Source organism: Bifidobacterium lemurum, from assembly GCF_014898175.1.
Taxonomy (GTDB): domain Bacteria; phylum Actinomycetota; class Actinomycetes; order Actinomycetales; family Bifidobacteriaceae; genus Bifidobacterium; species Bifidobacterium lemurum.
The window spans coordinates 2,292,495-2,314,500 of record NZ_CP062948.1 but is presented as its reverse complement, the minus strand read 5'-3'; the positions used below and the strand labels follow the sequence as shown (position 1 = coordinate 2,314,500).

28 protein-coding genes, 2 tRNA genes and 1 pseudogene are annotated in these 22,006 nt (G+C 63.1%); 4 read left to right on the top strand and 27 right to left on the bottom strand.

Going from position 1 to position 22,006, the window contains the following annotated elements:
- Nucleotides 1–261: 261 nt before the first annotated feature.
- From BL8807_RS09055 to BL8807_RS09045, 3 genes are read right to left on the bottom strand one after another with little or no spacing between them, the layout of a single operon-like run.
- Nucleotides 262–1,230: a hypothetical protein gene (locus tag BL8807_RS09055; RefSeq protein WP_094725488.1), complete on the bottom strand. Its 969-nt coding sequence runs from the start codon at nucleotides 1,228–1,230 to the stop codon at nucleotides 262–264.
- A 37-nt stretch (nucleotides 1,231–1,267) separates the two neighbouring features.
- Complete coding sequence (locus BL8807_RS09050) at nucleotides 1,268–1,642, bottom strand: hypothetical protein (protein WP_072726220.1); 375 nt, start codon at nucleotides 1,640–1,642, stop codon at nucleotides 1,268–1,270.
- A 20-nt stretch (nucleotides 1,643–1,662) separates the two neighbouring features.
- Entirely contained in the window at nucleotides 1,663–2,109 is a 447-nt protein-coding gene (locus BL8807_RS09045; protein ID WP_094725486.1) for a hypothetical protein, read from the bottom strand.
- Nucleotides 2,110–2,314: 205 nt separating this feature from the next.
- Here BL8807_RS09045 and istA point away from each other — a divergent pair, with 205 nt between their 5' ends.
- Entirely contained in the window at nucleotides 2,315–3,784 is a 1,470-nt protein-coding gene (istA, locus tag BL8807_RS09040; RefSeq protein WP_072727144.1) for an IS21 family transposase, read from the top strand.
- Nucleotides 3,781–4,566, top strand: a complete 786-nt coding sequence (gene istB, locus BL8807_RS09035) for an IS21-like element helper ATPase IstB (RefSeq protein WP_072727143.1) — start codon at nucleotides 3,781–3,783, stop codon at nucleotides 4,564–4,566. Before istA ends, istB begins: the two co-directional genes overlap by 4 nt.
- Here istB and BL8807_RS09030 read toward each other — a convergent pair.
- The 24 genes and pseudogenes from BL8807_RS09030 to BL8807_RS08910 all read right to left on the bottom strand — a co-directional run bounded on the left by BL8807_RS09030 (nucleotide 4,553) and on the right by BL8807_RS08910 (nucleotide 20,234).
- Nucleotides 4,553–5,374 carry a hypothetical protein gene (locus BL8807_RS09030; protein ID WP_094725280.1) on the bottom strand — a complete coding sequence of 274 codons (822 nt, stop codon included), beginning with the start codon at nucleotides 5,372–5,374 and terminating at the stop codon, nucleotides 4,553–4,555. The two genes, istB and BL8807_RS09030, sit on opposite strands and share 14 nt — an antisense overlap.
- 81 nt (nucleotides 5,375–5,455) lie before the next feature.
- A complete protein-coding gene (locus BL8807_RS09025) occupies nucleotides 5,456–5,740 on the bottom strand; it encodes a hypothetical protein (protein WP_072724256.1) in 285 nt (94 codons plus the stop codon).
- 26 nt (nucleotides 5,741–5,766) lie between these two features.
- A complete protein-coding gene (locus tag BL8807_RS09020) occupies nucleotides 5,767–6,507 on the bottom strand; it encodes a DUF2786 domain-containing protein (protein WP_072724254.1) in 741 nt (246 codons plus the stop codon).
- A 12-nt stretch (nucleotides 6,508–6,519) separates the two neighbouring features.
- The gene (locus BL8807_RS09015; RefSeq protein WP_072724252.1) at nucleotides 6,520–6,792 is read right to left on the bottom strand and encodes a hypothetical protein; all 273 of its coding nucleotides are present in this window, start codon (nucleotides 6,790–6,792) and stop codon (nucleotides 6,520–6,522) included.
- Nucleotides 6,793–6,804: 12 nt separating this feature from the next.
- On the bottom strand, nucleotides 6,805–7,017 hold the full coding sequence (locus tag BL8807_RS09010; protein WP_072724250.1) for a hypothetical protein: 213 nt from the start codon (nucleotides 7,015–7,017) through the stop codon (nucleotides 6,805–6,807).
- 115 nt (nucleotides 7,018–7,132) lie between these two features.
- Nucleotides 7,133–7,753 (bottom strand): ParA family protein, encoded by a 621-nt coding sequence (locus tag BL8807_RS09005; RefSeq protein WP_072724248.1) that lies wholly within the window; start codon nucleotides 7,751–7,753, stop codon nucleotides 7,133–7,135.
- A gap of 153 nt (nucleotides 7,754–7,906) precedes the next feature.
- Nucleotides 7,907–8,338, bottom strand: a complete 432-nt coding sequence (locus BL8807_RS09000) for a WhiB family transcriptional regulator (RefSeq protein ID WP_072724246.1) — start codon at nucleotides 8,336–8,338, stop codon at nucleotides 7,907–7,909.
- Nucleotides 8,335–9,528, bottom strand: coding sequence for a helix-turn-helix domain-containing protein (locus BL8807_RS08995; protein WP_072724244.1), 1,194 nt, complete (start codon nucleotides 9,526–9,528; stop codon nucleotides 8,335–8,337). Before BL8807_RS08995 ends, BL8807_RS09000 begins: the two co-directional genes overlap by 4 nt.
- The gene (locus BL8807_RS08990; RefSeq protein ID WP_072724242.1) at nucleotides 9,525–9,731 is read right to left on the bottom strand and encodes a hypothetical protein; all 207 of its coding nucleotides are present in this window, start codon (nucleotides 9,729–9,731) and stop codon (nucleotides 9,525–9,527) included. The genes BL8807_RS08995 and BL8807_RS08990 overlap by 4 nt, the downstream gene beginning before the upstream one ends.
- Nucleotides 9,728–9,874, bottom strand: a complete 147-nt coding sequence (locus BL8807_RS08985; RefSeq protein WP_158217118.1) for a hypothetical protein — start codon at nucleotides 9,872–9,874, stop codon at nucleotides 9,728–9,730. Before BL8807_RS08985 ends, BL8807_RS08990 begins: the two co-directional genes overlap by 4 nt.
- Nucleotides 9,871–10,230, bottom strand: coding sequence for a hypothetical protein (locus BL8807_RS08980; RefSeq protein WP_072724240.1), 360 nt, complete (start codon nucleotides 10,228–10,230; stop codon nucleotides 9,871–9,873). The genes BL8807_RS08985 and BL8807_RS08980 overlap by 4 nt, the downstream gene beginning before the upstream one ends.
- A gap of 2 nt (nucleotides 10,231–10,232) precedes the next feature.
- Nucleotides 10,233–10,502: a hypothetical protein gene (locus BL8807_RS08975; RefSeq protein WP_143147952.1), complete on the bottom strand. Its 270-nt coding sequence runs from the start codon at nucleotides 10,500–10,502 to the stop codon at nucleotides 10,233–10,235.
- Between the two features lie 286 nt (nucleotides 10,503–10,788).
- On the bottom strand, nucleotides 10,789–11,019 hold the full coding sequence (locus tag BL8807_RS08970) for a helix-turn-helix domain-containing protein (RefSeq protein ID WP_072724236.1): 231 nt from the start codon (nucleotides 11,017–11,019) through the stop codon (nucleotides 10,789–10,791).
- A 436-nt stretch (nucleotides 11,020–11,455) separates the two neighbouring features.
- A tRNA-Asn gene (locus tag BL8807_RS08960) sits at nucleotides 11,456–11,528 on the bottom strand.
- A 44-nt stretch (nucleotides 11,529–11,572) separates the two neighbouring features.
- Nucleotides 11,573–11,645, bottom strand: a tRNA-Asn gene (locus tag BL8807_RS08955).
- A gap of 170 nt (nucleotides 11,646–11,815) precedes the next feature.
- Nucleotides 11,816–12,859: a tRNA (adenosine(37)-N6)-threonylcarbamoyltransferase complex transferase subunit TsaD gene (tsaD, locus tag BL8807_RS08950; RefSeq protein ID WP_072724235.1), complete on the bottom strand. Its 1,044-nt coding sequence runs from the start codon at nucleotides 12,857–12,859 to the stop codon at nucleotides 11,816–11,818.
- Nucleotides 12,856–13,380: a ribosomal protein S18-alanine N-acetyltransferase gene (gene rimI, locus BL8807_RS08945; protein ID WP_072724233.1), complete on the bottom strand. Its 525-nt coding sequence runs from the start codon at nucleotides 13,378–13,380 to the stop codon at nucleotides 12,856–12,858. The genes tsaD and rimI overlap by 4 nt, the downstream gene beginning before the upstream one ends.
- Before the next feature lie 9 nt (nucleotides 13,381–13,389).
- A complete protein-coding gene (gene tsaB / locus BL8807_RS08940; protein WP_072724231.1) occupies nucleotides 13,390–14,214 on the bottom strand; it encodes a tRNA (adenosine(37)-N6)-threonylcarbamoyltransferase complex dimerization subunit type 1 TsaB in 825 nt (274 codons plus the stop codon).
- The gene (gene tsaE, locus BL8807_RS08935; RefSeq protein WP_072724229.1) at nucleotides 14,211–14,792 is read right to left on the bottom strand and encodes a tRNA (adenosine(37)-N6)-threonylcarbamoyltransferase complex ATPase subunit type 1 TsaE; all 582 of its coding nucleotides are present in this window, start codon (nucleotides 14,790–14,792) and stop codon (nucleotides 14,211–14,213) included. The genes tsaB and tsaE overlap by 4 nt, the downstream gene beginning before the upstream one ends.
- Nucleotides 14,792–15,772 (bottom strand): DNA polymerase III subunit delta, encoded by a 981-nt coding sequence (gene holA, locus BL8807_RS08930; protein ID WP_072724227.1) that lies wholly within the window; start codon nucleotides 15,770–15,772, stop codon nucleotides 14,792–14,794. Before holA ends, tsaE begins: the two co-directional genes overlap by 1 nt.
- Before the next feature lie 187 nt (nucleotides 15,773–15,959).
- A pseudogene (locus tag BL8807_RS12035) lies at nucleotides 15,960–16,820 on the bottom strand (ComEC/Rec2 family competence protein); the annotation flags it as partial.
- A 686-nt stretch (nucleotides 16,821–17,506) separates the two neighbouring features.
- A complete protein-coding gene (locus BL8807_RS08920) occupies nucleotides 17,507–18,025 on the bottom strand; it encodes a ComEA family DNA-binding protein (RefSeq protein WP_072724223.1) in 519 nt (172 codons plus the stop codon).
- Between the two features lie 351 nt (nucleotides 18,026–18,376).
- Entirely contained in the window at nucleotides 18,377–19,078 is a 702-nt protein-coding gene (locus tag BL8807_RS08915; protein ID WP_083570123.1) for a response regulator, read from the bottom strand.
- Between the two features lies 1 nt (nucleotide 19,079).
- Nucleotides 19,080–20,234: a sensor histidine kinase gene (locus BL8807_RS08910; RefSeq protein ID WP_072724221.1), complete on the bottom strand. Its 1,155-nt coding sequence runs from the start codon at nucleotides 20,232–20,234 to the stop codon at nucleotides 19,080–19,082.
- A gap of 259 nt (nucleotides 20,235–20,493) precedes the next feature.
- On the opposite strand from BL8807_RS08910, the gene BL8807_RS08905 reads away from it, so the two are divergent.
- Both BL8807_RS08905 and BL8807_RS08900 read left to right on the top strand, forming a co-directional pair.
- Nucleotides 20,494–21,309: a hypothetical protein gene (locus tag BL8807_RS08905; protein ID WP_072724219.1), complete on the top strand. Its 816-nt coding sequence runs from the start codon at nucleotides 20,494–20,496 to the stop codon at nucleotides 21,307–21,309.
- The gene (locus tag BL8807_RS08900; protein ID WP_072724217.1) at nucleotides 21,296–21,997 is read left to right on the top strand and encodes a hypothetical protein; all 702 of its coding nucleotides are present in this window, start codon (nucleotides 21,296–21,298) and stop codon (nucleotides 21,995–21,997) included. The genes BL8807_RS08905 and BL8807_RS08900 overlap by 14 nt, the downstream gene beginning before the upstream one ends.
- Nucleotides 21,998–22,006 lie beyond the last annotated feature (9 nt).

Genomic DNA, 22,006 nt, shown 5'->3' with positions numbered 1-22,006 from the left:
TCGGGTGGGTTGCGGGTCATGACTCCGCATTCCATGCCCATTGGATGTGAAACCCATACTCATGGGGTTTTCCTTCCTCTTGTGTTCTGTTTCCGACCAGCCGTTCGGCTGGTGGTCGGCGGCCGGAAAACCACCGACCAGAAACCATGAAAACTCCGTTCCGGAAGGCCGGCGGGACACGATGTTACGGATTTTGATTTTTGGGGAAAACGGGGCTGCAATAAACGAAAACCCCGCCGAGGCGGGGTTTTGAGTCAGCGGTCAGCCAGCAACATTGGGAGGAATTACACCACCGGGGGCTCCTCCTTGATTACCGGTGCCATCACCTTGGTACCCATTCCATCCACTGCTTCCACCACTGGTGGATCCGCTGCTTGTGGATCCGCCTGAGGAGGTGCCGCCGGAATAGCCACCGGTCCCATAGCTATAGGAAGGCGTATAGGACTGGCCGTAGGAGTACTGTTGCGCCTGAGCTTGGGCTTGGGCGGCAGCTTCGGCCTCCGCTTGGGCTTGGGCGGCAGCTTCGGCCTCCGCTTCCTCTTGGGCTTTTCGATCCGCTTCCTCCTTGGCTTTCACGCTGGCGTTCACGGCCTTGACCGCTTGGGCGATGGCGTCCGCGTCCCGCTCCCCGATGGCCTTCTCCAACGCCTCGCGGGTGGACTTGTCCTGGACCTTGCCGTCCGTGGAGTCCAGCAGCGTCCGGGCGTCGGAGACGGTCTTGTCCAACACGCTCGCGTCCACGGCGTCCACCGCCGCCTGGAGGCTCTTCGTGTGCGTCTCATACCATTCGGACGCCTCGGCCAGGCTCGCCGCCGCCTCGTCCAATCCCGACGCGCTTGCGGCGGTGCAGCCCGCATAGGACGGGGCCTCGGCATCGATCGCCGTGGCGAGGTCTTCCAACACCGCCGCATCCGCCACCACATCCTCGGATGTCTCGGCGGCATCGGCCGCGTCACCATTAAGCAGGGTGTTGTACTTGTTCATCGCGACTCGCACGGTGTCGGACGCTTCGGCGCAGGCGCTTTTCGCCTCGGAGAGCTGGGCGTGATGCCATGCGGTCCATCCTCCGATCCCCGCCGCCGCAACGACGACGACGCAAGCGGCGGCGATCGCGGGAATCAGCCACTTCGGACGCTTGGAATCGGGCGCGCTTCCCGTCCCCTCCGCCCCGGCGTCCACGCTCGAAGTCTTCTCGGGTTCCGCGCCCTTCATGTCCTTCTCGTCAGTCATGATATGTTTCCTTCCTTATATCCGTTGATTCTATTCCTTATTCATCCAGCGGCGGCCCTAATCGCGACGGCACATAAGTCCCGAAGTATGGCTCAAGTCGCGTCGCCAAATGGGTCTCGAAGTGGAACTGGCCGATCTCTTGGAGTTCCGGGTCCTCGTCCGCCCGCCCGTACCGTCGCAGATACTCGTCCGCGAGGGCGGCGTGGCGAGCCAGGAAACCGGCCAACTCGCGCAGAGCCGGCGGATCGAAGGCGAGGTCCGCGCACGTCGCGCCATCACCGTCCGACACCTCCATCCAGCCGTCGTCGTCTTGCCGGACGGTCAGGCGCAGCGCGAACTCGAGGCCGCAGCCGTCGACGGCCCGGTCCCGCTCGTCCACGACGGTCGGCGTGCAGGTAAGTTCAGCCAGCATCCTTTATCCCTTTCTTGATTTCAGCATTCACCGGCATCGGCGTCGCCGAGATCCCGTCCGGGACAGGCCAGGAAATCAAGGACAAACCCGATGGCGAACGCCGCGAGACCGCCGCCCGCCACCGCAAGGGCGTCGAGACGCACCGGGGGAGCCGGCAGGAACGCCAGCACGAGCGCGACGACCGCCACGACCAGACCGCCGAACATAAGGAGGGCCGCCATGCCGGTGGCGACGCGGCCCGCCGTGGGGAGGACGGTCCGCAGGAGCGTCCGACCGGTTCGCCCGTCCTCGACGCGGCACCCGTCCGGGTCCGGCGTCCGGCCCTCGACGGGGTCCTCCCCTCCTTCCTCGGGGAAGGTGCCGTCGGGGCAGCCGAGCTTCCTTTCCACCATGTCCCGCACCTTGACCACGTCGGAGATCTCCCGCTCGACGACGGACAGCGGGGCGGGCTCGTCCCTCACGATCACGGCGAGATCGAGGTGTTTATGTTCAATGTTCTTTGGGCAGGAGTGGCATGGTGTTTTCCGCTTGATGTGCAGCTGTTTTTCCGCAGTGTCGTCATCTTCGTGATGATATGAGCGGCCATGGGTTCGTCCTGCCTGTTAGATTCCCGGGTTGCAAACCAATAGCAGCCAGGGGCCGGTTGCCGCCGGCCCGGGGAAGGAAAGGACAGTGACGATACCCATGTCCAAACAGCAAGATATCAGGAGGCTCGACGCGAAGGGCCTGCCGCATACGGAGATCGCCAGAAGGCTCGGTGTGGACCGGGGCACGGTCGCGAAGTGGGCGGGCATGGAGGACTGCTCGCCGAAACCGCCCGCCAGGCGCAGGGTGAAGTCGGTGCTCGACGGCTACAAGCCGTTGATTGATTCGTGGCTGGAGGCCGACCGTCTCATGCCACGCAAGCAGCGCCACACCGCCAAGCGCGTGCACGACCGGCTCAGGGACGAGCACGGGTTCACGGGCTCGTACTCCACCGTGCTGCGCTACGTGGACGAGTGGCGCGCGGCGAACCGCGAGCCGTCCGACGGCTACGTGGAGCTGGAGTGGATGCCGGGGAGCGTGCAGATGGACTTCGGCCTGGCCAAGGCGCGGCTGGCGGGCGAATGGGTGGACGACCATTGCCTGGTCGTCACGTTCCCGCATTCGAACAAGCGGTACGCGGCGAGCCTGCCCGCCGAGAACGCGGAATGCATCTGCGAGGGCCTGACCTCGATATTCGAGCACATCGGCGGCGTCCCGCACACGCTCGTGATCGACAACGCGTCCGGCGCGGGCCATCGCGACTCTAGGGGGAACGTGACCTTGTCGCGCGTGTTCGAGGCGTTCGTCAGCCACCATCGCCTCGACGTGCGCTTCTGCAACCCGTACTCGGGCAACGAGAAGGGCAGCGTGGAGAACGCGGTCGGGTTCCTGCGGCGCAACCTCATGGTCCCGCCCATGGCGGCCGAGACCCACGAACAGCTCACCCGGCTCATGCTCGCCAAATGCGACGAACTCGGCGAACAGGTCCATTACCGCGCCCTGGAGCCGATCGACGTGCTGTTCGCCGACGATTTGAAGGCGTTGCGCCCGCTGCCCTCGTGCCGGTTCGACGCGGTCAGATGGGAGACCCGCAAGGCCGACAAGTACGGGTGCGTCGAGATCGACTCCAACCGCTACCAGATCGGCCCCGCGCTGCACGGCAGAAGGGTCGACGTCGCCATCCGCGCCACAAGCGTCACCGTCAAGGATCCGGACGGGCGCACAATCGCGGAGCTCTCCCGCGTCTACGGCAGATCGTCGCGCACGATCCAGGATCCCGCCACGGTGTTCCCTCTGCTCGCGCGCAAACCCGGCGCGTGGCGCGACTGCTCGATCCGCCCCGACGTGCCCGACGACGTGAGGGAACGGCTCGACCAGGCCGACGACAAGACCCTCAAGGCCAGTCTCAGTGCCATCGCCAGGGCCTGCGAGGCCGCGGGCTTCGAACCGGCGATGCGGGCCGCCGGCCATCTCATCCGACACGGATGCGATTTCTCCGAGGCCGATATGACGATCCTGGCCAGACGCATCGCGGAAGGCGACATCGACTACGGCGGCGACCTGCCCGACCTCGGCGCCTACGACAGGTTCAACCGGCCCGGAAAGGAGACCGCATGAGCACCAGACCCGAACCACAGATCCCCGAGACCCGCAGGCGCAGGGCCGACACCATCGCCACAAGCCAGCGCATCATGGCGATGAGCAAGCAACTGACCCTGACCCGCAGCGTGCTCGCCAACACGCTGGCCGAGGCCACGCCCGCCCAGCTCGACTTCATCGAACGATGGTTCCAAGCCGAACTCGAATCGCGCGACCGGGCCAAACGCGCCCGGCTGATGAAGACGGCGGGGTTCCCGTCCGACAAGGAGCTCGACGGATACGACTGGACCAACCTGGACATGCCCGCCGACTGGGGACGGAGCCAGCTCGAAGGCCTCGAATTCGTCGGGAAAGCCGAGGACCTCGTGCTCTACGGGCCGGTCGGCACCGGCAAAAGCCATCTCGCCATCGCGCTCGGCAGGGCCGCGTGCCGGGCCGGGATACCGGTGAGGTTCTTCACCGCCTCCAGCCTGGTCATGCGCCTGAGACGCGCCAAGGCGGACAACCGGCTCGACAGGGAGCTCGCCGCCATCGCCAAGGCCCGCCTCATCATCATCGACGAGCTCGGATACATCCCCATCGACGAGGAGGGCAGCCGCCTCCTCTTCCAGGTCATATCCGACTCCTACGAGACAAGGAGCGTCGTCTACACCACCAACATCGAATTCTCCGGATGGGCCAGGGTGTTCGGCGACCCGAACATGGCCGCCGCGGTCGTGGACCGCACCGTCCACCACGGCAGGCTCATCCGCTTCAAGGGCGAAAGCTACCGCAGCCGCAACGCCCTCATGACCAAATAACCAAAACAAACCAAGGCAGCGGGCGAACCCACAGGACGATCATCCTGCGGAAAACCCGCTGCACATCCTGCGGAAAACAACACGACCATCCAGCCGACACGAACTTGACAAAAGACAGATCGAGGGACGGGCCCTCCCGGACCATCAGCAAACGGATATGCTCGTTGAGCCGCGTATCGTGGCAGCCGGGCAGGCTCGCCCAACCATCGACCAACACGCGCTCCCACCGGTCCATGAACGATCCGACAAGGAAGACCGTGTCGGATCCGGTCTGGAGCTCGCCCGACAGGACCTTCCCGTCGGGCGTCTGCAGGCGGCTCGTCCAATCCCAGCCGCGCGACCCGGACTGCGCGTCGCACAACGGGAAATGACGGAACGGCTCGTACTCGATCCCCGACACGCACATCAGCCCCGCGACCCTCTCGCGGCGCGAGGGCGCGAGGGGATCACCGAAGGACTCGGGCCCCGCGTACGCGCAGCAGCGCCGCAGCACGCGGGCGGCCTCCGACTCGAACGACTCGAACGGCATGGACGCGCTCCCGGACAAACGTGGAAACCGGTCCGGCGACGACGGCCAGAGCGCGACCGGCAGCCCCTGATCGAGACAGACCGTCCACCCGTCGACCACGCGCCGGTCCCACGAGCCGGCGGCGAGATGCCTGCGCGCCGTCTCGACCCGCCAATCCACATAGGCGCAGTCCCACGGATCCCCGACCCACACGTCGAGCCCCCACCAGGACGCCAGCCCCTCGTACGAGGCACCATGGTCATGGAAAAGGACCCGAAGAACCAACCCGTCCGCATACATATGCTTTCTCCTTTTATTCAAGGACGCCGGACGCGAACGTCACGCACGCCCCACGAAACATCCCCGTCCGACCCTCCGGTCTCAGACGCCGAACACACGCCAGACCAGGCCCGCGAGCCTCCACAGGTCGCCCGACGCCAGACCGACCGCCATGCCCATCAAGAGGGCCACGCAGCCCAAGCCCAACAGGGCGGCGGGGAAGCCGTCATGTTGTTCGCCATACGGGTTCCGCAGCCGGAATCGGCGGAACCGTCCGCGCCGGCCGAAGCGCCGTCGTCCGATCTCGCCCTCGATCGCGGAGGCGACGGCCAGGAGGAAACAAGCCGCCGCGAACATCAGACAGGCGACCATCGTGATATACGCCATTGGATTTCCCTCCCGATCAGAGCCGTTCACGCGGCGAGGGCTTTGACGATGCCGTCGGCCTCGAACGTGGCCAGGCCGATGCCGACGTGATTGGCGGCCTGGCGTCCCGCGCGCACGCCGTCGCGGTCCGAGGAGAGGGCCGGGAAGTTGGCATCGACGAAGTCCAACCCGCCCATGTAACGGGCGACGGCCTGACGGCTGGCGAGCACGAGGTCCCTGCCCGCCGCGTCCCGTTCGAGGTCCCGGTTCAGCTCGTCGAACCGTTCCTGGATACGCGCGCCGAAGCCCTTGTAGAAGCCGTTGCGGAACGAGTCCCGGCCGACCCGCCGGCGGGAGCGGGCCTGTCTGAGGGCGGGCCTCCACCGGCCCGCCCGGTACAATTCCATGCTCTGCCAGAGCATGACCGCCTTCTCGATGTCACGCTCCGCCCCGACGAACACGACCTCCACGATCACGTCGCGGTGGTTGCGAGACGTCTCGAACGAGGCGTACGCGTCGCACTGGTTCGCGCGCGCCACGGTCCGGGCCAGGTCGGCCCTGTACCGGTTGGCGGGATCGCGGTCGAGACCGACGCGACGCTCCACGACGGGACGCAGGGGTTCGTCCGCCCTTTTCAGCCGCCACGACTCGATCGCGTGCTCCTGCATGATTCTCTGCGCCTGCGCGTAGGCCAGTTCGGCCTCGTTCTCGCTGCTGGCGGGATCCTCCGCCAACGCGAGCAGCCGACGCACACGCTCGACCATCCGATCGAAACGATCATCACTCATCGCCCATCTCCTTCAACATCCGAAAAACTCGCACAACGGACGCGCCATCCAGTCGATCCCATCGGCGATGCGGGAGAAGAATCCCCACAATTCGCCGGAGTGGACGCCGGCCGCGACGAACAACACGTTCTCGACGGCCAGACAGCCCGCGAGGAACGGCCAGCACGGCTCCGCGTCCGCCTCGGCCCGACACAGGACCCGGCACCAGCGGCAGCCGATATGGACGACCGCCGCCACGACCACCAGCGCGGCGGCCGCCAGAAAACACACGGTCAAAACATCCATCCGACATTCCTTTCATATTTCGAGGGGCGGGCAGTTGTCTTCGATCCATTGGGTGAGCATCTGGCTCATGGGCACGCCGGACCTGACGGACGCGATCTTCAATCGTTTGTGGGTCGCGGGGTCGAGGCTGAACGTCGCATGCACGAGTCTGGTCTTGGGTTGTTGGGCGGCGGTGAGGGTGGACGCGAGACGGTTCGCGGTGCTCGTTGGCCTGTTGATCTCCATTGTTTCGCTCCTTGAATGCTGTTTTCTTTATGCGTGTATGCGTGTATGCGTGTATGCGCTTATGTACGTATTTGCGGTTGCGCTGTTTCACGGTTTTCCGTGTTCGCGGAATGGCTTATTCGCCGGGTTCGGCGAAGGCTTCCAGAATCTCGCTGGCGACGAGTCCGTAGCCCGTGGCGGACGGCATGATCCCGGTCTCGCTCGCACGCCTCAATCCCTCTTTGAAGGGGATCTCGGTGTCGAAGCGCGCCAGATGGTGCTCCTTGAGATAGCGTCGCGCGGATTTCAGGGCGACGGTGTGCTCGCGGGTCTGGGTGAGCAGGACGCTGCTGGGCCGGTCGATCGCCCTTGCGGTCTCGCGCATGCGGTCGAGGTCGAGCATGCCAGGAGTGGACACCAGGACCACGAGGCTGGCCGCGTCCACGGCGGCCGCGATCAGGTCGGATTGGCTGGGCGGTGTGTCGATCAGCACCCAAGTGTCGGGATCAGCGGCGGGAGCGCCGACGGTGAAGCGGTTGGCGACCGCCACTTGGAACGGGAGGGGACGACCGGCCCGTTCGGCCCTAGCGGCCCACATCGTCGCGGACCCTTGGGGGTCGATGTCGCGCACCTCGACCTTGTGTCCCAGCTTGCTTAGGGCCATGGCGGTGCAGATCGTGCTGGTCGTCTTGCCGACGCCTCCCTTCATGTTCGCCATAGCGATGATCCTCGCCGGACGGTTCTGCTTGTCGTTCATTTCCAGTTCTCCTTAAATGAGGCTTTCCTTATATACGTATCCGCGTATTCGCTGTTTTCTGTGTCTGCGTGGTGCCGTATCCGCTGGATGGCGACTTCCCGCGAAACCGTATCCCCGTGATGCGGGACGGCCGCGAGACCGTCGGATCCGGCGTCAGTCGCCACCGGCGGCTTCGTGCCTGGCACGCCACGCGGCCTGGTCCTCGGCGCGGTTCTGGCGGCCCCGACGGCTGTTCATCCTCGCTCGGATCTCGCGCACGAGTTCGGGATGCTCGCGCAGCCACACCACGAGCGCGGAGCGGGGCGCGGGATCGTCGTCGCCGATCCTCGCGCCGTCCGCCTCGGCGCAGCGTCGAAGCTGGCGGCGTCCTTTCAGGGGCATTCCGCCGGCGACGCCGTGCTGTTCGCGGCTCAGGATGCCAGTGGCGAGGCACTCGTACTGCATCGGGCACATGTCGCACAACAGGACCGCCGTCTTCTTCATGGCGCGTTGGCCGCCGACGTCCCTGATGGAGTCGGGCCCCCACATGAGGTCCTGGATCTGCAAGGGCAGTCCCGAGCACACGCCTCCCTCGATGCCGCTCATGACGCCACCTCCAAACGCGCGCCAGCGAACATTCGGCCACCGTTTTCGGCGCGCAGACGGGAGAGTTCGGCCATCTGGCTTTCGTAGCGTTCTCTTTCGCGTTTCAGGAGGGCGACAAGCTGGTCGACGACCGTGTCCTCGCCCGCGCCGGATTCAAGCCACGCGCACACTTGGGTGGCATGCTCGCGCCGGCGTTGCGGATCCGGCTCCGTGTCGACGGATTTCCCGCAGTTGAGCAGCCGGCGGACGTGCTCGCAGTCGGCCGTGTGGACGTGCGGAACGTCCGGACAGGCAGCGTTCCCAGCCGTCGCGCTTCGCATGGAGAGTTTCATGTCGTCGCGGATCTCGCCAAAACGTTCGGCGAACTGGCGTCCCGTGCGGACTCGTTTGGGCCACCAGTCGGTGCGCATGGCCCATTCGGCGGTTTCGATCATCAGGTCCGATGGACGGGCCACGCCGGCCGTGACCAGCCCCCAGAACAGTTTCGCCAAGGCGCGGTTGTCGGCTTTGCGGGGCTTCGGAGTGGACAGGCCGAGCCCGGATCGCAGGGAGACGAACCTCGTCCAGAAGCGGTCGCCCTCGGCGGAGGTCGCCCCGCTTGCGGGGAGATGCCCCGTAGGGGCAGAGGGGTAATTATTAGTTGGTGTATTAGTTAGTTGGGTGACATTCTGTCCACTTTCCGGAGACATTCTGTCCTCCTCGGCGTGATCGTCCGGCATGCAGGGGTGACATTCTGTCCCGTCATGTTTTTTGCTTGATTCCGCCGTTTTTGCAGGGGTGACATTCTGTCCCACGGTGTTTTCCCCGGCCGCGAGAGCCTTCGCGTCGGTCCGGTCGTCGGCCTCCTCCTTGCCCTCGTCCTCGACATGTACGAAGTTCTCGACAAGGACGTTGTAGACCTTGGTGCGGTAGTTCTTGCGCTTCGGCATGCCGGTCTCGGAGTCGACCGCGTTCCACTGCTGGTTCTCGGCGACCTCGAGATACTTCAGTTCGATCAGCAGGTCGATCGCGCGCAGCACGGTCTTCCGGTGGATGAAGCACGCGTCGGAGATCGTGTCGATGGCGGGCCACGAGGCGCGCCCGTTGGCGTAGTAGGCGCGGTAAGCGAGATACGCCAGCACCGCGCCGGCGGCCGGCGTCACGCGATCGTCATGCAGACGATAGACCTTCTCCATGGTTCCGGCGGTCATCTTCGCGTCCTTTCGCCAAGAGAGGGATGCCCGGCACGGGCAATCGATTGCTTCCACGCCTCGCGGCGCAGTCTGAGACATTCCCCTCTGACCCTTGCCTGGGGAATGCCGACCATCGTGGACACGTACAGATCCTGCGCGCCATCGATGGGGCTGAGCGCCACCAGTCTGGCCTGGGCGGGCGTGAGGGAGATCGGGATCATGGTCGCGCCGGCCTTCCGTGGTCGACGGCGTTCTGATGTTCGGCACCGTCATCGGCGACGCGGGCGGCGCGGCACATGGCAAGCACCCACAGCATCAGACCGGCCCACAAGAGCACGCCGAGCAGGATCGCGACGACCATCATCGCGCCACCTCCGATCCGGCGGGATGCAGACACATCGACATGCCGGCGCGTTCGCGATCCGCAACGGCACCGACGATCCCGGCTCCGACTCTCAGTCCGAGCGAGAATTTGTCTGGTTCCATCGAGTCGCGGACCGCCGAGGACAGGCCCTCCGACACATCGCGCACCTCCGACGCGAGATCACGCCGACCAGCCAGGTACGCCAGCGCCACGATCTCGCGGACCGTCATATCACCGGTCACCCGCGCCGCCAGCACGTCGATAGAACCCGCATACGTCATCGCGTCCACTGGAATCACTGAGTCCAGCGGGTCGACGCGACCGCCCACCAAACCTTTATCGAATGCGAATCCCATGCTCACTTCACCTCCATCGACCAGTCGGCCAGATCCAAAGCGTCCGAGGCGTTACGCCGGCACCACGCGCCCGCGCCAGCCAACAATCCCGCGACGGGCAGCGGCAGCCACGACACCGCCATGAACGGCTCGAACAACACCCACCCCAGACACAGGCAGCAGGACACCATCGCGACGATCAGCAGCCGTTCCGCGCGACGTGCGTACAGATCGGCCTGAGTACGCCAATACGCGGCCTCGGGATTGGAAGGAACTCGTGAAGTTGGTGACATCGTGTCCCGCGCCACGGCGTGTCGCCGGGTAAAGTCGGACTCGTGAACGACGCACACCGGTTGTTCCGATAACATGGTCATTGCGTGTGAACCTCCTTGATTCACTCAATGGACAATGCAGACCGCTTCGTCTTGGCAGATACCGGCGGTCAATGGTTCGCACCATCCCGGCCCTGCTCCGCTACATTTTTCGACGACGCGGCGGAACAGGGCCATTTTGTATTTGCTTTGAACTCACCCATCCGAAGAACGAGCTACTTTTACAAAAACGATCAAGGCTTAAGCACTATGCCAATGCCTCCGCCTGGTTTCGATAGGGATAGTCAGCTTTCCCAATCACAAAATCTGCGCTTAGGCCTAAATTGTCAGCAAGCCACGCCAAATCATCTTCCTGCCACTTGGTCTTACGATTCAGTTTTTGAGAGATGGAGGAAGGAGACTGGTTCATCCGAGTCGCTAAGTCGCGATACGAAATACCCTGACTGGTCAGCCATTCCTTAACCGGTGTGTTTACCATTTCTACTCCTTGTTTGATATTTCTAAACATAATGCCTCTGTTTAGAATTGTCAAACATAGTTTGCGTGTCTATAATTAAGTATGAAATTACTTGACAAATGACGCTATCGCTAAAGGATTAGACATGACCACCGTTCTTGCATCGCCAATGACCAAGGCTTCGGAGAAAAAACTCGAATCCACAATCGTCTTTAATGTCAGACTTCTTTTGGCGGCGCGAGGATATTCCCAATCATCATTGGCTGAAGCAATGGGCATAGGCCGCTCTGCCATGTCTCAGAAAATGTCCGGAAGGACAAGCTGGTCAGTGGTTGACCTAGTAAACGCTTCTCGTTTCCTAGAAGCGAGCACGGAGCAACTGCTCGACGATGCGCTGATGTATCAGATGGGAGCAGATACAGAAAAAGCCTCCACCGAAGTGGAGGCTCCCAACAAGCTCCTGCGGCTGGGCTTGAACCAGCGACCGTCCGATTAACAGTCGGATGCTCTGCCAACTGAGCTACGCAGGAATATTCAGTTTTCTCGACCGGAAACCGAAATCTCCGATCTCGAGCTCCTGCGGCTGGGCTTGAACCAGCGACCGTCCGATTAACAGTCGGATGCTCTGCCAACTGAGCTACGCAGGAATATGTTCCCGTGCGGTTGATTTCTCTCGCGCACAAGTCACATAGCTTACATGATTTGCCTTCAAATGCAAATCAACACACCTCGGCATGTCGCAGCATCCGATGCGATTCGTTCCGCTCCCCGGTACCTCGAACCATCTATCGGACGATTAACGGTTCGATGCGCGCCGCTACAGCGAAACCGTGGTCAGCGGCATGGACGAGTCGATGGGGAATTCCGGTCCGCTGGGGGCGATGCCCGCCTCCACGAGGTTCACGCCGAGCATGGCGACCATCGCGCCGTTGTCGGTGCAGAGTTTGAGTTGAGGAATCCGCACCTCGACGCCATGTTTCTCGCCGTATTCGAGCAGTTTGGCCCGCAGCTGCGAGTTGGCGGAGAATCCACCGCCCACGATAAGCGTGTCGGAACCGTATTGTTCGCAGCCGCGCATGGCCTTCTTCGCCAGCACGTCGGCCACGGAGTCGGCCAGCGAGGCGCACACGTCGTCCACGGGGATGTCATGACCCGAAGCCTGTTCGGTTTCGATCCAGCGGGCCACGGCGGTTTTCACTCCGGAGAAGCTGAAATCATACGGATGCGCCGCGCCGGCCTTGCCCTGCGTCAGCCCCTGCGGCACGCGGATGGCGTGCGGGTCGCCGGCCTGCGCGTGGCGGTCGATATGCGGACCTCCCGGGTAGGGGAAGCCGAGCAGACGCGCCACTTTGTCGAAGCACTCCCCCGCCGCGTCGTCCAAGGTGGTGCCGACCACGTCGATTTTGCGCGCCACATCCTCCACATGCAGCAGGGAGGTGTGCCCGCCGGAGACGATCAGCGCCATCGTATCCGGCGGGAACGCGCCGAATTGCAGCTGGGTGACGGCGATATGCCCGATGACGTGGTTCACGCCGTACAACGGCTTGTTCGCGGCCCAGGCCAGCGCTTTGGCGCCGGAGACGCCCACGGCGAGGCATCCGGCCAAGCCCGGTCCCGCGGAGACCGCGATCGCGTCCACGTCGGCCAAGGTCATGTTCGCGTCGGCCAACGCCTTGGACACGCAGGGCACGAAGGCCTCGGCGTGCGCGCGCGAGGCGATTTCGGGGATCACGCCGCCGTAGCGCGCATGTTCCTCCATGGATGAGGCCACGACGTTCGAGACGAGCTCGCGTCCGCGCACGACGGCGGCGGCGGTTTCGTCGCATGTGGATTCGATGCCGAGCACGATCGCTTCGCTCATTGCGCCGCTCCTTCGTTCCTGTGTTCCTCACGCGCGAACCCTACCATGCGCGGAGCCAATTCCACGCTCATGGTGTACGCGTCGATGCCTTCGGGCTGATAGTACCGTTTGCGCAACCCCATGCGTTCGAATCCGAAGCGATGGTAGAGGGTCAACGCGGGTTCGTTGTCCACGCGCACCTCAAGCAGCATACGCCGCGCGCCCTGCCGTGACGCCTCGTCCAGCAGACGCCGCAGCAACGCGGCGGCGATGCCCTGGCGCTGGTGGGCCTTGCCGACGCCGATGGTCATGAGTTCGGCGTCCTCGCCGTCGTACCAGAATCCGGCGTATCCACGGATGGCTGAGGGCGATCCGGTCGGGGCGTCGGGCTCGATATCCACGACATAGGTGCGGGCTGGCGCGTCCAGCTCCTCGCGCACCATGCGCTCGCTCCATGCGCCGCGTCCGAACAGTTCGGCCTCCATCGCGGCGATGGCGCGCACCGCCGTATCGCGGTCGATCGTTTCCAATTCGGCGATCATACGAATCCCTCAGGCCCTGTCCGCGCCGGCGTGGCCGAGCACATGCTTGAGCGGGTTCGGAACCTCCGCGTCCGGGCGGCGCAGATACAACGGCTCCACGGGGGCGTCGGGCTGGAGGTCATGCGCGAGCACGGCATCCTCCCAGAAGATCGACAGTCCCCGAGCTCCTTGGTCGAGCACGGATTCGTCGCTGATATCGCCCAGATGCTCCATCCGCTCGAACACGGAGGCGTATTTCGCCGCGCCATGGCCGATCACATCCACCACGACCTGCGCGCCGGGATGTTCCTCGGCGAACGTCCGCACGGCGGCGTTCACCCGTTCCACGACGCTCTCCGGATAGTCGATGTCCATGGCGATCAGCGCCTGGACGGGCCGCTTCGCAGTCAGCGAAGCCTGTTCCAATTGGAAATACAGTTGTTTGCGCCGCGCGTCGTTCACGGCCAAAGTCAGCACATGACGGTCGCCGTCAACGGCGTCGCCCAGTGTGCCGGCCTTGGAACGGCGAATCAGGTTCCATTGCGCTTGGGCCGACAATACGTCATAGCCGATCAGCGTCGCTCCTGTGGCGAAGGCCAGCGCCTTGGCCGCTACGATGCCCGCCCTGAGGCCGGTGAACGGCGCAGGACCGGTGCCCACGATGATCTCGTCCAAATCGGCGGGCTTCAGTCCCGCTTCAGCGACGACGCGGGCGATATTGGCCTGCAGACGTTCCACATGCGTGCGCGAATCGGTTTCCGTGATCGGCTCGCGACCCACGATGCCGACGGTGGAGCCATAGGAGGTGTCGATGACCAACGTATTGGTGTTGGACTGATCTCCCCGTTCGGTCATTGCCGCTCCTTGCCGATGTCGTCGAGTGATGCGATACGCGATTGCCAGTCGCTGCCGACCGGAACCAACGTCACGATTCTAGTCCCCTCGCTGGTCGGCGCGTCGTCCGCCTCCCGAGTCATATCCAACGGACGCTCGATGTGGATTTCGAGACGTTCGGGAGCCAAGGCCGCGGCCATCTGCTCACCCCATTCCATCAGAACCACGGTGTCGTCGCTGGGATCCTCGAGCTCTTCGTCAAGCCCCAAGGATTCGAGTTCGTCGAGCAGCCGTTCTGCGCTGTTCTGTCCGGGCGCGTAGGCGTTGCCGCCGAGACGGTACGCGTCCACATGCACCAGATGTGCGGCGGTGCCGTCCGCGAACCGTCCGTCCAGTTCGCGGGCGATGGTGAAGGTCGGCGACACGATAGGCCCGTCGATGCCCAACCCCGCGCCGAATCCTTGCGCGAAGGTGGTTTTGCCCGCGCCCAGAGGGCCGGACAGCAGCAGCACGTCGCCACCGCGGACCATATGTGCGATTCGTTTACCGAATCCGCGCATCGCCTCGTCGGTGGGAATGGAGTGGGAGAACTCGTTCATCAGGCAGACCGTCCTTTTCCGGCGATCAGCATGATGGACTGTTCCAGAGCGTAGACGGGGTCGCCGCCGTTGGTTTTGCTTTGCTCATCGGCCCAGGCCAACGTCCGGATGCAACGCCCGAGCCCTTCGGAGGTCCATCCGGAGAGTTGGCGCATGGCGTTCTTCAGCACCCACGGGTTCGTTTTGGCCTCCGCCTGCGAGATCGTGCCCGCCTTCACGGCCGACGCTTTGGCCATGGTGCGCAGTTTCATGGCCAGCGCGCCGATCAGCGCGATGGGGTCGATGCCCTGCTCCACGGCCGAACGCATCATCACGATCGCGTCCGCGGCGCGCCCCTCCATGGCCTTGTCGGCCACATTGAACCCGGTGACCTGAGGGTTGGCGGTCAGATACTGGTTGACGCGGTTCAATCCCATGGGATTGTCGTCGAAGTCGAAGCATAATTGGTCGCACATGGCGGCCAGTTCGCCGGTTTTGCCCGCCAGCACGGAAACCAGCTGCTGGGCGGCCATCGGGTCGACGCGCCGGCCGTGGCGGTCGAACCGTTGCAGCACGAAGTTCAGCTGCGCGTCGGCGCGCTTGAGGTCGGGGACCTCCTCTTTGCCGGCGCCGGCCTTCACCAGCTGGTCGATCAGACGTTTGCCTTTGACCCCGCCCTCATGCTGGCAGATGACCACGCTGGAGCCGGCCGGATCGGCGCAGGCCTGCTTGCAGTAGTCGACCAACGCGTCGGCGAGTTTCTCATCGGCGTTCTGCACGTTGAGCAGTTTCACCACGGACACGTCGGACAGCAGCGAAGGGCTCACCGCCTCGTCGAAGGCGTACCGGCCGGCGTGCGTGGCGTCCAGTTCGATGAGTTCGCTGTCCGGACGCGCGTTCAGAGCCCGCTGGCACAGGTCCCGCACGGTCTGCTCGTTGAGATAGGCGTCGCCTCCCGATACGATGCGCACCGGGGCGTTCGCCGCTGCTGTTTTGGCCATAGTCTCCAATCTCGCCGTATCGCTGGACAAGCACGCGTTCCGTCTCATCGAACCAGATCGCCAGCCGATTGCGCCATGTGGCGCCGATACGCTCTCCGGGCAGTCCCGGCTGCGCGACCCGTCGGCGTTTCCACCAGCGGGCGCACACGACCATGCCCGATGCGACTGCGGCTTCCACGATGATCATGGAGACCACGCCGGCGACGCCGGAGCTCCATGGCAGGGTCGCCATGTCGGCGCCGCCGAGCCAGACCGCGGCGCGTTCCATCACTATGGTGCCGCATGAGGACAGCCACGCGCATCCGTAAGCCAGTTCCGGGCTCGCCCAGGCGGCCAGCAACGCCATCAATCCCGTGATGGTCGACCATCCCACGACGGGTGCGACCAGCAGGTTCGCCGCCACCGACAGTATGGGCAGTTCGGGTTCCATAAGGATTTGTATCGGCATGGTGAACAGTTGCGCGGCCGTGGTCATCGCGACCATCTGAGCCAGGGGTTTCGGCATGGCCGTGCGCAGCGCTTTCTCCAACGCCGGCGAGCAGATGACGATGCCCAGCACGGCCGCGCTGGACAACGCGAATCCGTAGCTGCGGGACATGGCGGGGTCGGCCACGAGCACGATGACCACCGTCCAGCTCAATGCGCTGATGGGTTGCGAGCGCCTGCCCAATGCCACGCCGGCCGAGGCGATCAGTCCCATGATGAGGGCGCGTGTGACCGAGGCCGAGGGGAAGACCAAGGCGGCGAGCGCGATATAGGTGGCGGCGAGCAGGGCCGCGCGTATGCGTCGGTCGAGCAGCAGCCATGCGCCCAGTCGGCGCGTGAGTTCGGCGATGAGGGCGAAATGTCCGCCGGATACGGCCATGAGGTGCATGATGCCGGCCCGTCGGAATTGGTCCTCCAGTGTGGCGGCGTAAGTGCCGTCGATGGCGGGTCCTGCGCCGTCGTCGATGTGGTCTTGGCCGAGCAGTCCCAGGGTGAGGCCGGGCACGAGCACGCGTCCTTGGTCGTCCAGCCGGTCGGTGACGGCGAAAAAGGCCTCCTGCATGGCGGTGGCCGTTGTATCGGCCATGCTTGGGTCGCGGATGCGGCGTACGGGATCGGTTCCCTGCACGTTGAGCCAGAGCGCCACGTTTCCCCAGTCGGCCGGGGTGATGGTGCCGGTGAATGCGATGACGGCGCCACGTGTCAGGCCCGCGCAGTCCTGTTCGGTGGCGTATACGCGTATCGATGCGGTGGATGCGCGGCGTACGATGCCGTCGTCGAGGATGCGGGTTTGGGCCGTGGCCTGGCAGTCGTAGCCGCGCCGGTCGGCGGCGGTGACGGGTTCGTCGATGTGGGCGTGCACGGCGACGGTGGCCGGTGTCCCGCGCGCCTGTATGGAGGCAGGGTCATGCCATGCGTGCAGGTCGAAGGCGAGCGTGGCGATGCCCGCGGTGATCGCGGCGCATATCAGCATCGTCGCCATCGCGCGCACATGCGGTTTCAGTGGGATGGCGGGAACCGCCATCACGCCTGCCGTGACTACCGCCATCGCGCATCCCGCGACGCCGACCGTAAACGTCGGCGGAATCGGCTGCGCGACCGCCCATTCGAATGCCGCATGCACGCCGAGGCTTGCCGTCCACATGGCGATGGCGACCGGCAGCATCCGCCAGTCGCGACTGCCTTGCTCCCGATGGAATGCCGGCATGCCGCGCCGCCGCGCGCGTTCCGTAGGTCGTGTGGTTCCGTTCATCGCACCGTCACCCGCGCCCGCATCTTGTCCAGTGTTTTCATGCCGATGCCTTTGACGTCGAGCAGTTGGTCCACGCTGGTGAACCGTCCGATGCTGGCGCGGTGGTCGAGGATGCGTTGCGCGATCGCCGGCCCCACGCCTGGCAGGGTGTCCAGTTCCTGCGCATCGGCGGTGTTGAGGTCGATCAGACCATCATCCGCGGGATTCGAGTCCGATGTTTCGGACTCGGATGGAGTTTGGTTCTCCGTCGGGGGTTCATCCGTGGGGTTCGTCCCACTGGTGCCGTTCGGACTGGAGTCGGTCGCTTCGTCTTCGGAGCCGTCGGATGATTCGCCCGCTTGACTGTCTTGCGCATCCGTGGATGCGTCCGGGAGTCGCGCGATTGTCTGCGAGGCCGCGGAATCCTGCAATGCGGCCATATTCGCGCCCTGCTGCACCAGCAGGGTCAGACTGGCGCATAACGAGGCCGTCAGTATGAGAACGGCGGTCAGCATATGCCGGAAGGTGAATCGCATCTGAGGCTGGGTGCGCTTGCGGCGGGCTTGTTCCGTTCGCCCTTCATCCGGACGGACACCGACCAGATCTTCCAACGCCACCCGATTGGCGGCGGATCTCGATGCGCGGGCAGGCGGAGGCGGCGGAGGAGGAACGTCACCGCCTCTCCGCTGTTGCGTCAGGTCGCGCAGCCGCGTATGCGCGTCCCGTTGGATATGCGAAGCGCCCATGCTCCCACTGTGGGGGAGTCATGGGCGCGTTGTCCAGTCGAACGGGGCGATGTGGTTCCAGCCTATGCGGTTATCCACATCGGCGATGCCGCTTGGCGACGCATGCATCCAGTAGGAACACAGCCACACAGCCTGCGGACGTTATTCCGCCTGATTGAGCCAGATGGCCGATGCATGACGCACGCTGTTCGCGTTGAGTTTGGCGACGATATGCTGCATATGCTTTCTGACCGTGGCATCAGCGATTCCCAGCAGATCACCGATCTCCTGATTGCTCATGCCTCGTTCCGCCGACAACGAGATGATTTCCTCCTCGCGCATGGTGAGCAGCAGATTGAGGGAATGGTCGTTTTTCAGTCGCAGATGCGCCATCTGGGCCGTGTCGAATCCGGGAAGCGCGCCTCCGGCGGCCACCACCCGCATTGCCTGCGCGATTTCCTGGTCATCGCTTTTCCCTATCAGTCCCTGCATGCCGCAGACCGAGGCTTTTTGCCGATACCAGTTCAATGAGAAACTGGTGATTCCCAGTATGGCCGGCCGCGTGGATTGGGCGCGTATCCGTCGGCATACGCTACTCCCCTGCAGTCCTTCCAATGACATATCCACAACCAGCAGATCCGGCGTCTGCCGAGCGTCGCAGCATCGTCCGATGGCGTCCTCGCCTCGCTCGGCCGTCCATATCACCTGCGATGGCGCCAGATGCTGTTCGACCAGTTCCTGCAGGGAAAGCAACGCTCGCCTGTCATTGTCCAACAGGGCGATACGATAACTGACCGGATACCGATGGAACCGGCCGTCGCGGCCTTCAACCGAATCGCCTGTCCCAGCATTCCGGTCATTCATATCATTCGCCCCCTTCTGCGATCATCGAAGCCGTTTTCCCCGGAATGAACACACGCAACCGCCATTGTCCATCGGTTTCCCCAACATCCATCGCGCCATGATACTCCTCGCATATCATGCGCCGCCAATGTTCCAACCCGGTGCCACCGGGAAGGTCCATCGCCGTGCCCGTGTCTGGGCAATCGTTGACCGCCATTATCGCCGCGCCCTCACGCCCCAGTTCCACCGACACCTGATAGCCGCCTTCCGGCTGCGAATGTCGCATGATATTGGAGAACACCTCGTTGAGACAATCGACGATGGCCTTCTGCCTCGCATTATCCAACACGGCGGGATGCCGGACGACATGAACATTGCTGACCCCTTGAAGGCCGATCTGACACATGCGACGATCATGAACGCGCAACGCGTCGGTAAGCCTTGTGACGAAGGATTCCCAATCTGAATCGATGGGCGGCGCGGAGGATCCTTCGTCCAGATTGTCGATGATTTGATGCATCGAAGACAACGCCGTCAACGCCGCGTCCCCCACTTGTCTCCAATCGTCATTCTCCGACCGTTGATGTGCCTTACGCACGATAAACGACAGGTCTCCCGTCACCGAATCATGGATGTTTTGCGCGATTCGTTCGTTATTGCGCATGCGCTCGATCTGCGCCGCATTATTCTCCATTCGCCGTTGCATCTCGAAATATTGTTTATGCCATCGAAGCGAACACCCCATAAGAGCGGCCAATATGTCCATGATCACAAACGACGGATATGTTCGGATATCCATTCCATAGGTGTTGGGCAGCAGATTCTCCAAGAGTTGCACGCAACTGCATACTACGAGCATGAGGGCAGCCGAACGGTTGGTGATTTCATATGCAAGAACCGCAATAGCCACCAGATTACCGAAATAAGAAATCGACGCAACATCCGTGAACAAAAAATACAGCAACGGATCGGACATGAGCAACACCACGCTGGCAGTCTTAGGCCACCAAGGAATAACAAGCAGCAGAACAATATACGCAGCGCAGACGATGGAGGACAATACGCTCAACGTCTCCAGCCAAGCGACGGTATATAAAGTCAATGCCGCGGCAAGCGCGGCGACGACGATCAGCGCTTTTCGGCCTTGCGGCGGATTATCGTCCGCCTTGTCTCCCATACTCACCATTCTCTCCGATTCGCCCGCGGACCATCGCAGTATCCAAGGACAAGATGCCGTCGGATGTGTCCGTCGTATTCAACCCCACGACCATCAATACTACGTCTGGAACCGTTCGCCGGCGCTTCCACCGTAGAACGATCCGCGCACGGATGGGAAGCAGTCATGTACACGTTTCGCGTATGCCCATGATGGTTTCCCCCGCAAACGCTCCCTAGAGTGAAGCCAAGTAGCGATGACGCTTCACCAAGGAGGGGACATGATCACACGATTGTGGAGAGAGCAATTCCGCGATGGTTGCCGCAGCGTGCGCTGGATTGCGGTGCTCATCGTTTCCATCGCATTGCTGGTCGTGCAGCAGGTCACGTCTTTCCCCAGTGTCTGGCGGCTGCCCGATATCGGACCGACCTTTCTCAATTACATGCTGCTCTTCAACTATTTCGGCTCGGGAACCCATCTGTATCTGTTCCTCCTTCCGTTTCTGGCTGCTCTGACAGGCGGCAGCATCTATGCGAATGAACGTCATAACAATCGTTTGTCCCTGCTGAAGGCACGTATTCCAAGACCGCTGATCGTACGCTCGTCGCTGGTTTCCGGTTTTCTGTTGGGCGGTCTGGGAGGATCCGCACCATTGATGCTCAACTTGCTGGTCGCGGTCGTCAGAGAGCCCCATATGCGGTTTGTGGACGGGCATTTCACCGACGACGGATCATATCCGTTGATCACATTCGACTCGTGGGTGTACGGATTCTACGAGCGGAATCAGGTCGCGCTGCTGGCGGCCATATTGCTTTACGTATTCGCGCTCTCGGGATTGCTGGCATGCCTGTCCATATGCGTATCATTCTGGACACGGCATCGGTATGTGGAAGTCATCGTTCCTCTGGTGCTGTCGTATACCGTGTGGATGGCCACCAACGGAACGTCTCTGGCCGGTTTGAGCTTTATTGATTTTCTGAGTGTCCGTGCGGCGAATCAAGCGTGCAGCCTTCTAGGGGCAACCGTCACGTTACCTGCGCTGATGATTCTGATAGCGGCGTGCTATCCGTTGGAGGTGCGTCGTGAAGCATGGTAATGTTCTCTTGCCGCTTGCCAGAGCCGTTCCTTTGGCGAAGTTGGCCATGCTCGCCTGCGCGGCACTGGCGATCACGACCTATACGCTGTCTTATGCGCGCCCTGATCTCGAGGGCCGATGGCAACAGGTCATGCTGAACACCAACATACTGGGATACAATCTCATACCGCTGTTTCTGCTGTTGCTCTGCTTTGGTTCGACGCGATTCTCCAGTTTCGAGCGGGTGCGAACCGATCCCCGCTCAGAGTTGAGGCTCAACCTGATATGGATGCTGGTTGCGGCGCTGCTTGCCTCACTATTGCCCGCGCTGGCCGCCATCATCGCGTGGGCGATAACGCCGCAGATCCCGTCCGCTTTCCTTTCATCTTCGCTCGCGCCACTGCCATTGATCATCGCACAAGTGTTCATGGAATTGACAGCGATAGGTTTGGCAGCGTTTCTGCCCATCAGTGCCGGCGTATCATGGGGGTTCGTCGCGCCTCCATTCATCATTGTGTTTGCTTTGGCGGATTGGGTATTCAGCGCAGCCGCTCCCCGTGTATTGGACTGGCTTTTTCTGTTTACGCTTCCCGTTCACACCGCATCGCAACTGCTACAGGAACGAGTGCTGCCGTTTCTCGTCCTCGCCGCGATGCTCATCGCCGCCAACGCGATCGCACATGCTCGATGCGATCATCTCAAGGAATAGCGAGACGAT

Bases quoted from the DNA above. Each gene is read 5' to 3' on its own strand.
- BL8807_RS09055 (WP_094725488.1), bottom strand. From the start codon at position 1,230: ATGACTGACGAGAAGGACATGAAGGGCGCGGAACCCGAGAAGACTTCG.
- BL8807_RS09050 (WP_072726220.1), bottom strand. From the start codon at position 1,642: ATGCTGGCTGAACTTACCTGCACGCCGACCGTCGTGGACGAGCGGGAC.
- istB (WP_072727143.1), top strand. From the start codon at position 3,781: ATGAGCACCAGACCCGAACCACAGATCCCCGAGACCCGCAGGCGCAGG.
- BL8807_RS09030 (WP_094725280.1), bottom strand. From the start codon at position 5,374: ATGTATGCGGACGGGTTGGTTCTTCGGGTCCTTTTCCATGACCATGGT.
- BL8807_RS09025 (WP_072724256.1), bottom strand. From the start codon at position 5,740: ATGGCGTATATCACGATGGTCGCCTGTCTGATGTTCGCGGCGGCTTGT.
- BL8807_RS09020 (WP_072724254.1), bottom strand. From the start codon at position 6,507: ATGAGTGATGATCGTTTCGATCGGATGGTCGAGCGTGTGCGTCGGCTG.
- BL8807_RS09015 (WP_072724252.1), bottom strand. From the start codon at position 6,792: ATGGATGTTTTGACCGTGTGTTTTCTGGCGGCCGCCGCGCTGGTGGTC.
- BL8807_RS09010 (WP_072724250.1), bottom strand. From the start codon at position 7,017: ATGGAGATCAACAGGCCAACGAGCACCGCGAACCGTCTCGCGTCCACC.
- BL8807_RS09005 (WP_072724248.1), bottom strand. From the start codon at position 7,753: ATGAACGACAAGCAGAACCGTCCGGCGAGGATCATCGCTATGGCGAAC.
- BL8807_RS09000 (WP_072724246.1), bottom strand. From the start codon at position 8,338: ATGAGCGGCATCGAGGGAGGCGTGTGCTCGGGACTGCCCTTGCAGATC.
- BL8807_RS08995 (WP_072724244.1), bottom strand. From the start codon at position 9,528: ATGACCGCCGGAACCATGGAGAAGGTCTATCGTCTGCATGACGATCGC.
- BL8807_RS08990 (WP_072724242.1), bottom strand. From the start codon at position 9,731: ATGATCCCGATCTCCCTCACGCCCGCCCAGGCCAGACTGGTGGCGCTC.
- BL8807_RS08985 (WP_158217118.1), bottom strand. From the start codon at position 9,874: ATGATGGTCGTCGCGATCCTGCTCGGCGTGCTCTTGTGGGCCGGTCTG.
- BL8807_RS08980 (WP_072724240.1), bottom strand. From the start codon at position 10,230: ATGGGATTCGCATTCGATAAAGGTTTGGTGGGCGGTCGCGTCGACCCG.
- BL8807_RS08975 (WP_143147952.1), bottom strand. From the start codon at position 10,502: ATGTCACCAACTTCACGAGTTCCTTCCAATCCCGAGGCCGCGTATTGG.
- BL8807_RS08970 (WP_072724236.1), bottom strand. From the start codon at position 11,019: ATGGTAAACACACCGGTTAAGGAATGGCTGACCAGTCAGGGTATTTCG.
- tsaD (WP_072724235.1), bottom strand. From the start codon at position 12,859: ATGAGCGAAGCGATCGTGCTCGGCATCGAATCCACATGCGACGAAACC.
- rimI (WP_072724233.1), bottom strand. From the start codon at position 13,380: ATGATCGCCGAATTGGAAACGATCGACCGCGATACGGCGGTGCGCGCC.
- tsaB (WP_072724231.1), bottom strand. From the start codon at position 14,214: ATGACCGAACGGGGAGATCAGTCCAACACCAATACGTTGGTCATCGAC.
- tsaE (WP_072724229.1), bottom strand. From the start codon at position 14,792: ATGAACGAGTTCTCCCACTCCATTCCCACCGACGAGGCGATGCGCGGA.
- holA (WP_072724227.1), bottom strand. From the start codon at position 15,772: ATGGCCAAAACAGCAGCGGCGAACGCCCCGGTGCGCATCGTATCGGGA.
- BL8807_RS08920 (WP_072724223.1), bottom strand. From the start codon at position 18,025: ATGCGATTCACCTTCCGGCATATGCTGACCGCCGTTCTCATACTGACG.
- BL8807_RS08915 (WP_083570123.1), bottom strand. From the start codon at position 19,078: ATGAATGACCGGAATGCTGGGACAGGCGATTCGGTTGAAGGCCGCGAC.
- BL8807_RS08910 (WP_072724221.1), bottom strand. From the start codon at position 20,234: ATGGGAGACAAGGCGGACGATAATCCGCCGCAAGGCCGAAAAGCGCTG.
- BL8807_RS08905 (WP_072724219.1), top strand. From the start codon at position 20,494: ATGATCACACGATTGTGGAGAGAGCAATTCCGCGATGGTTGCCGCAGC.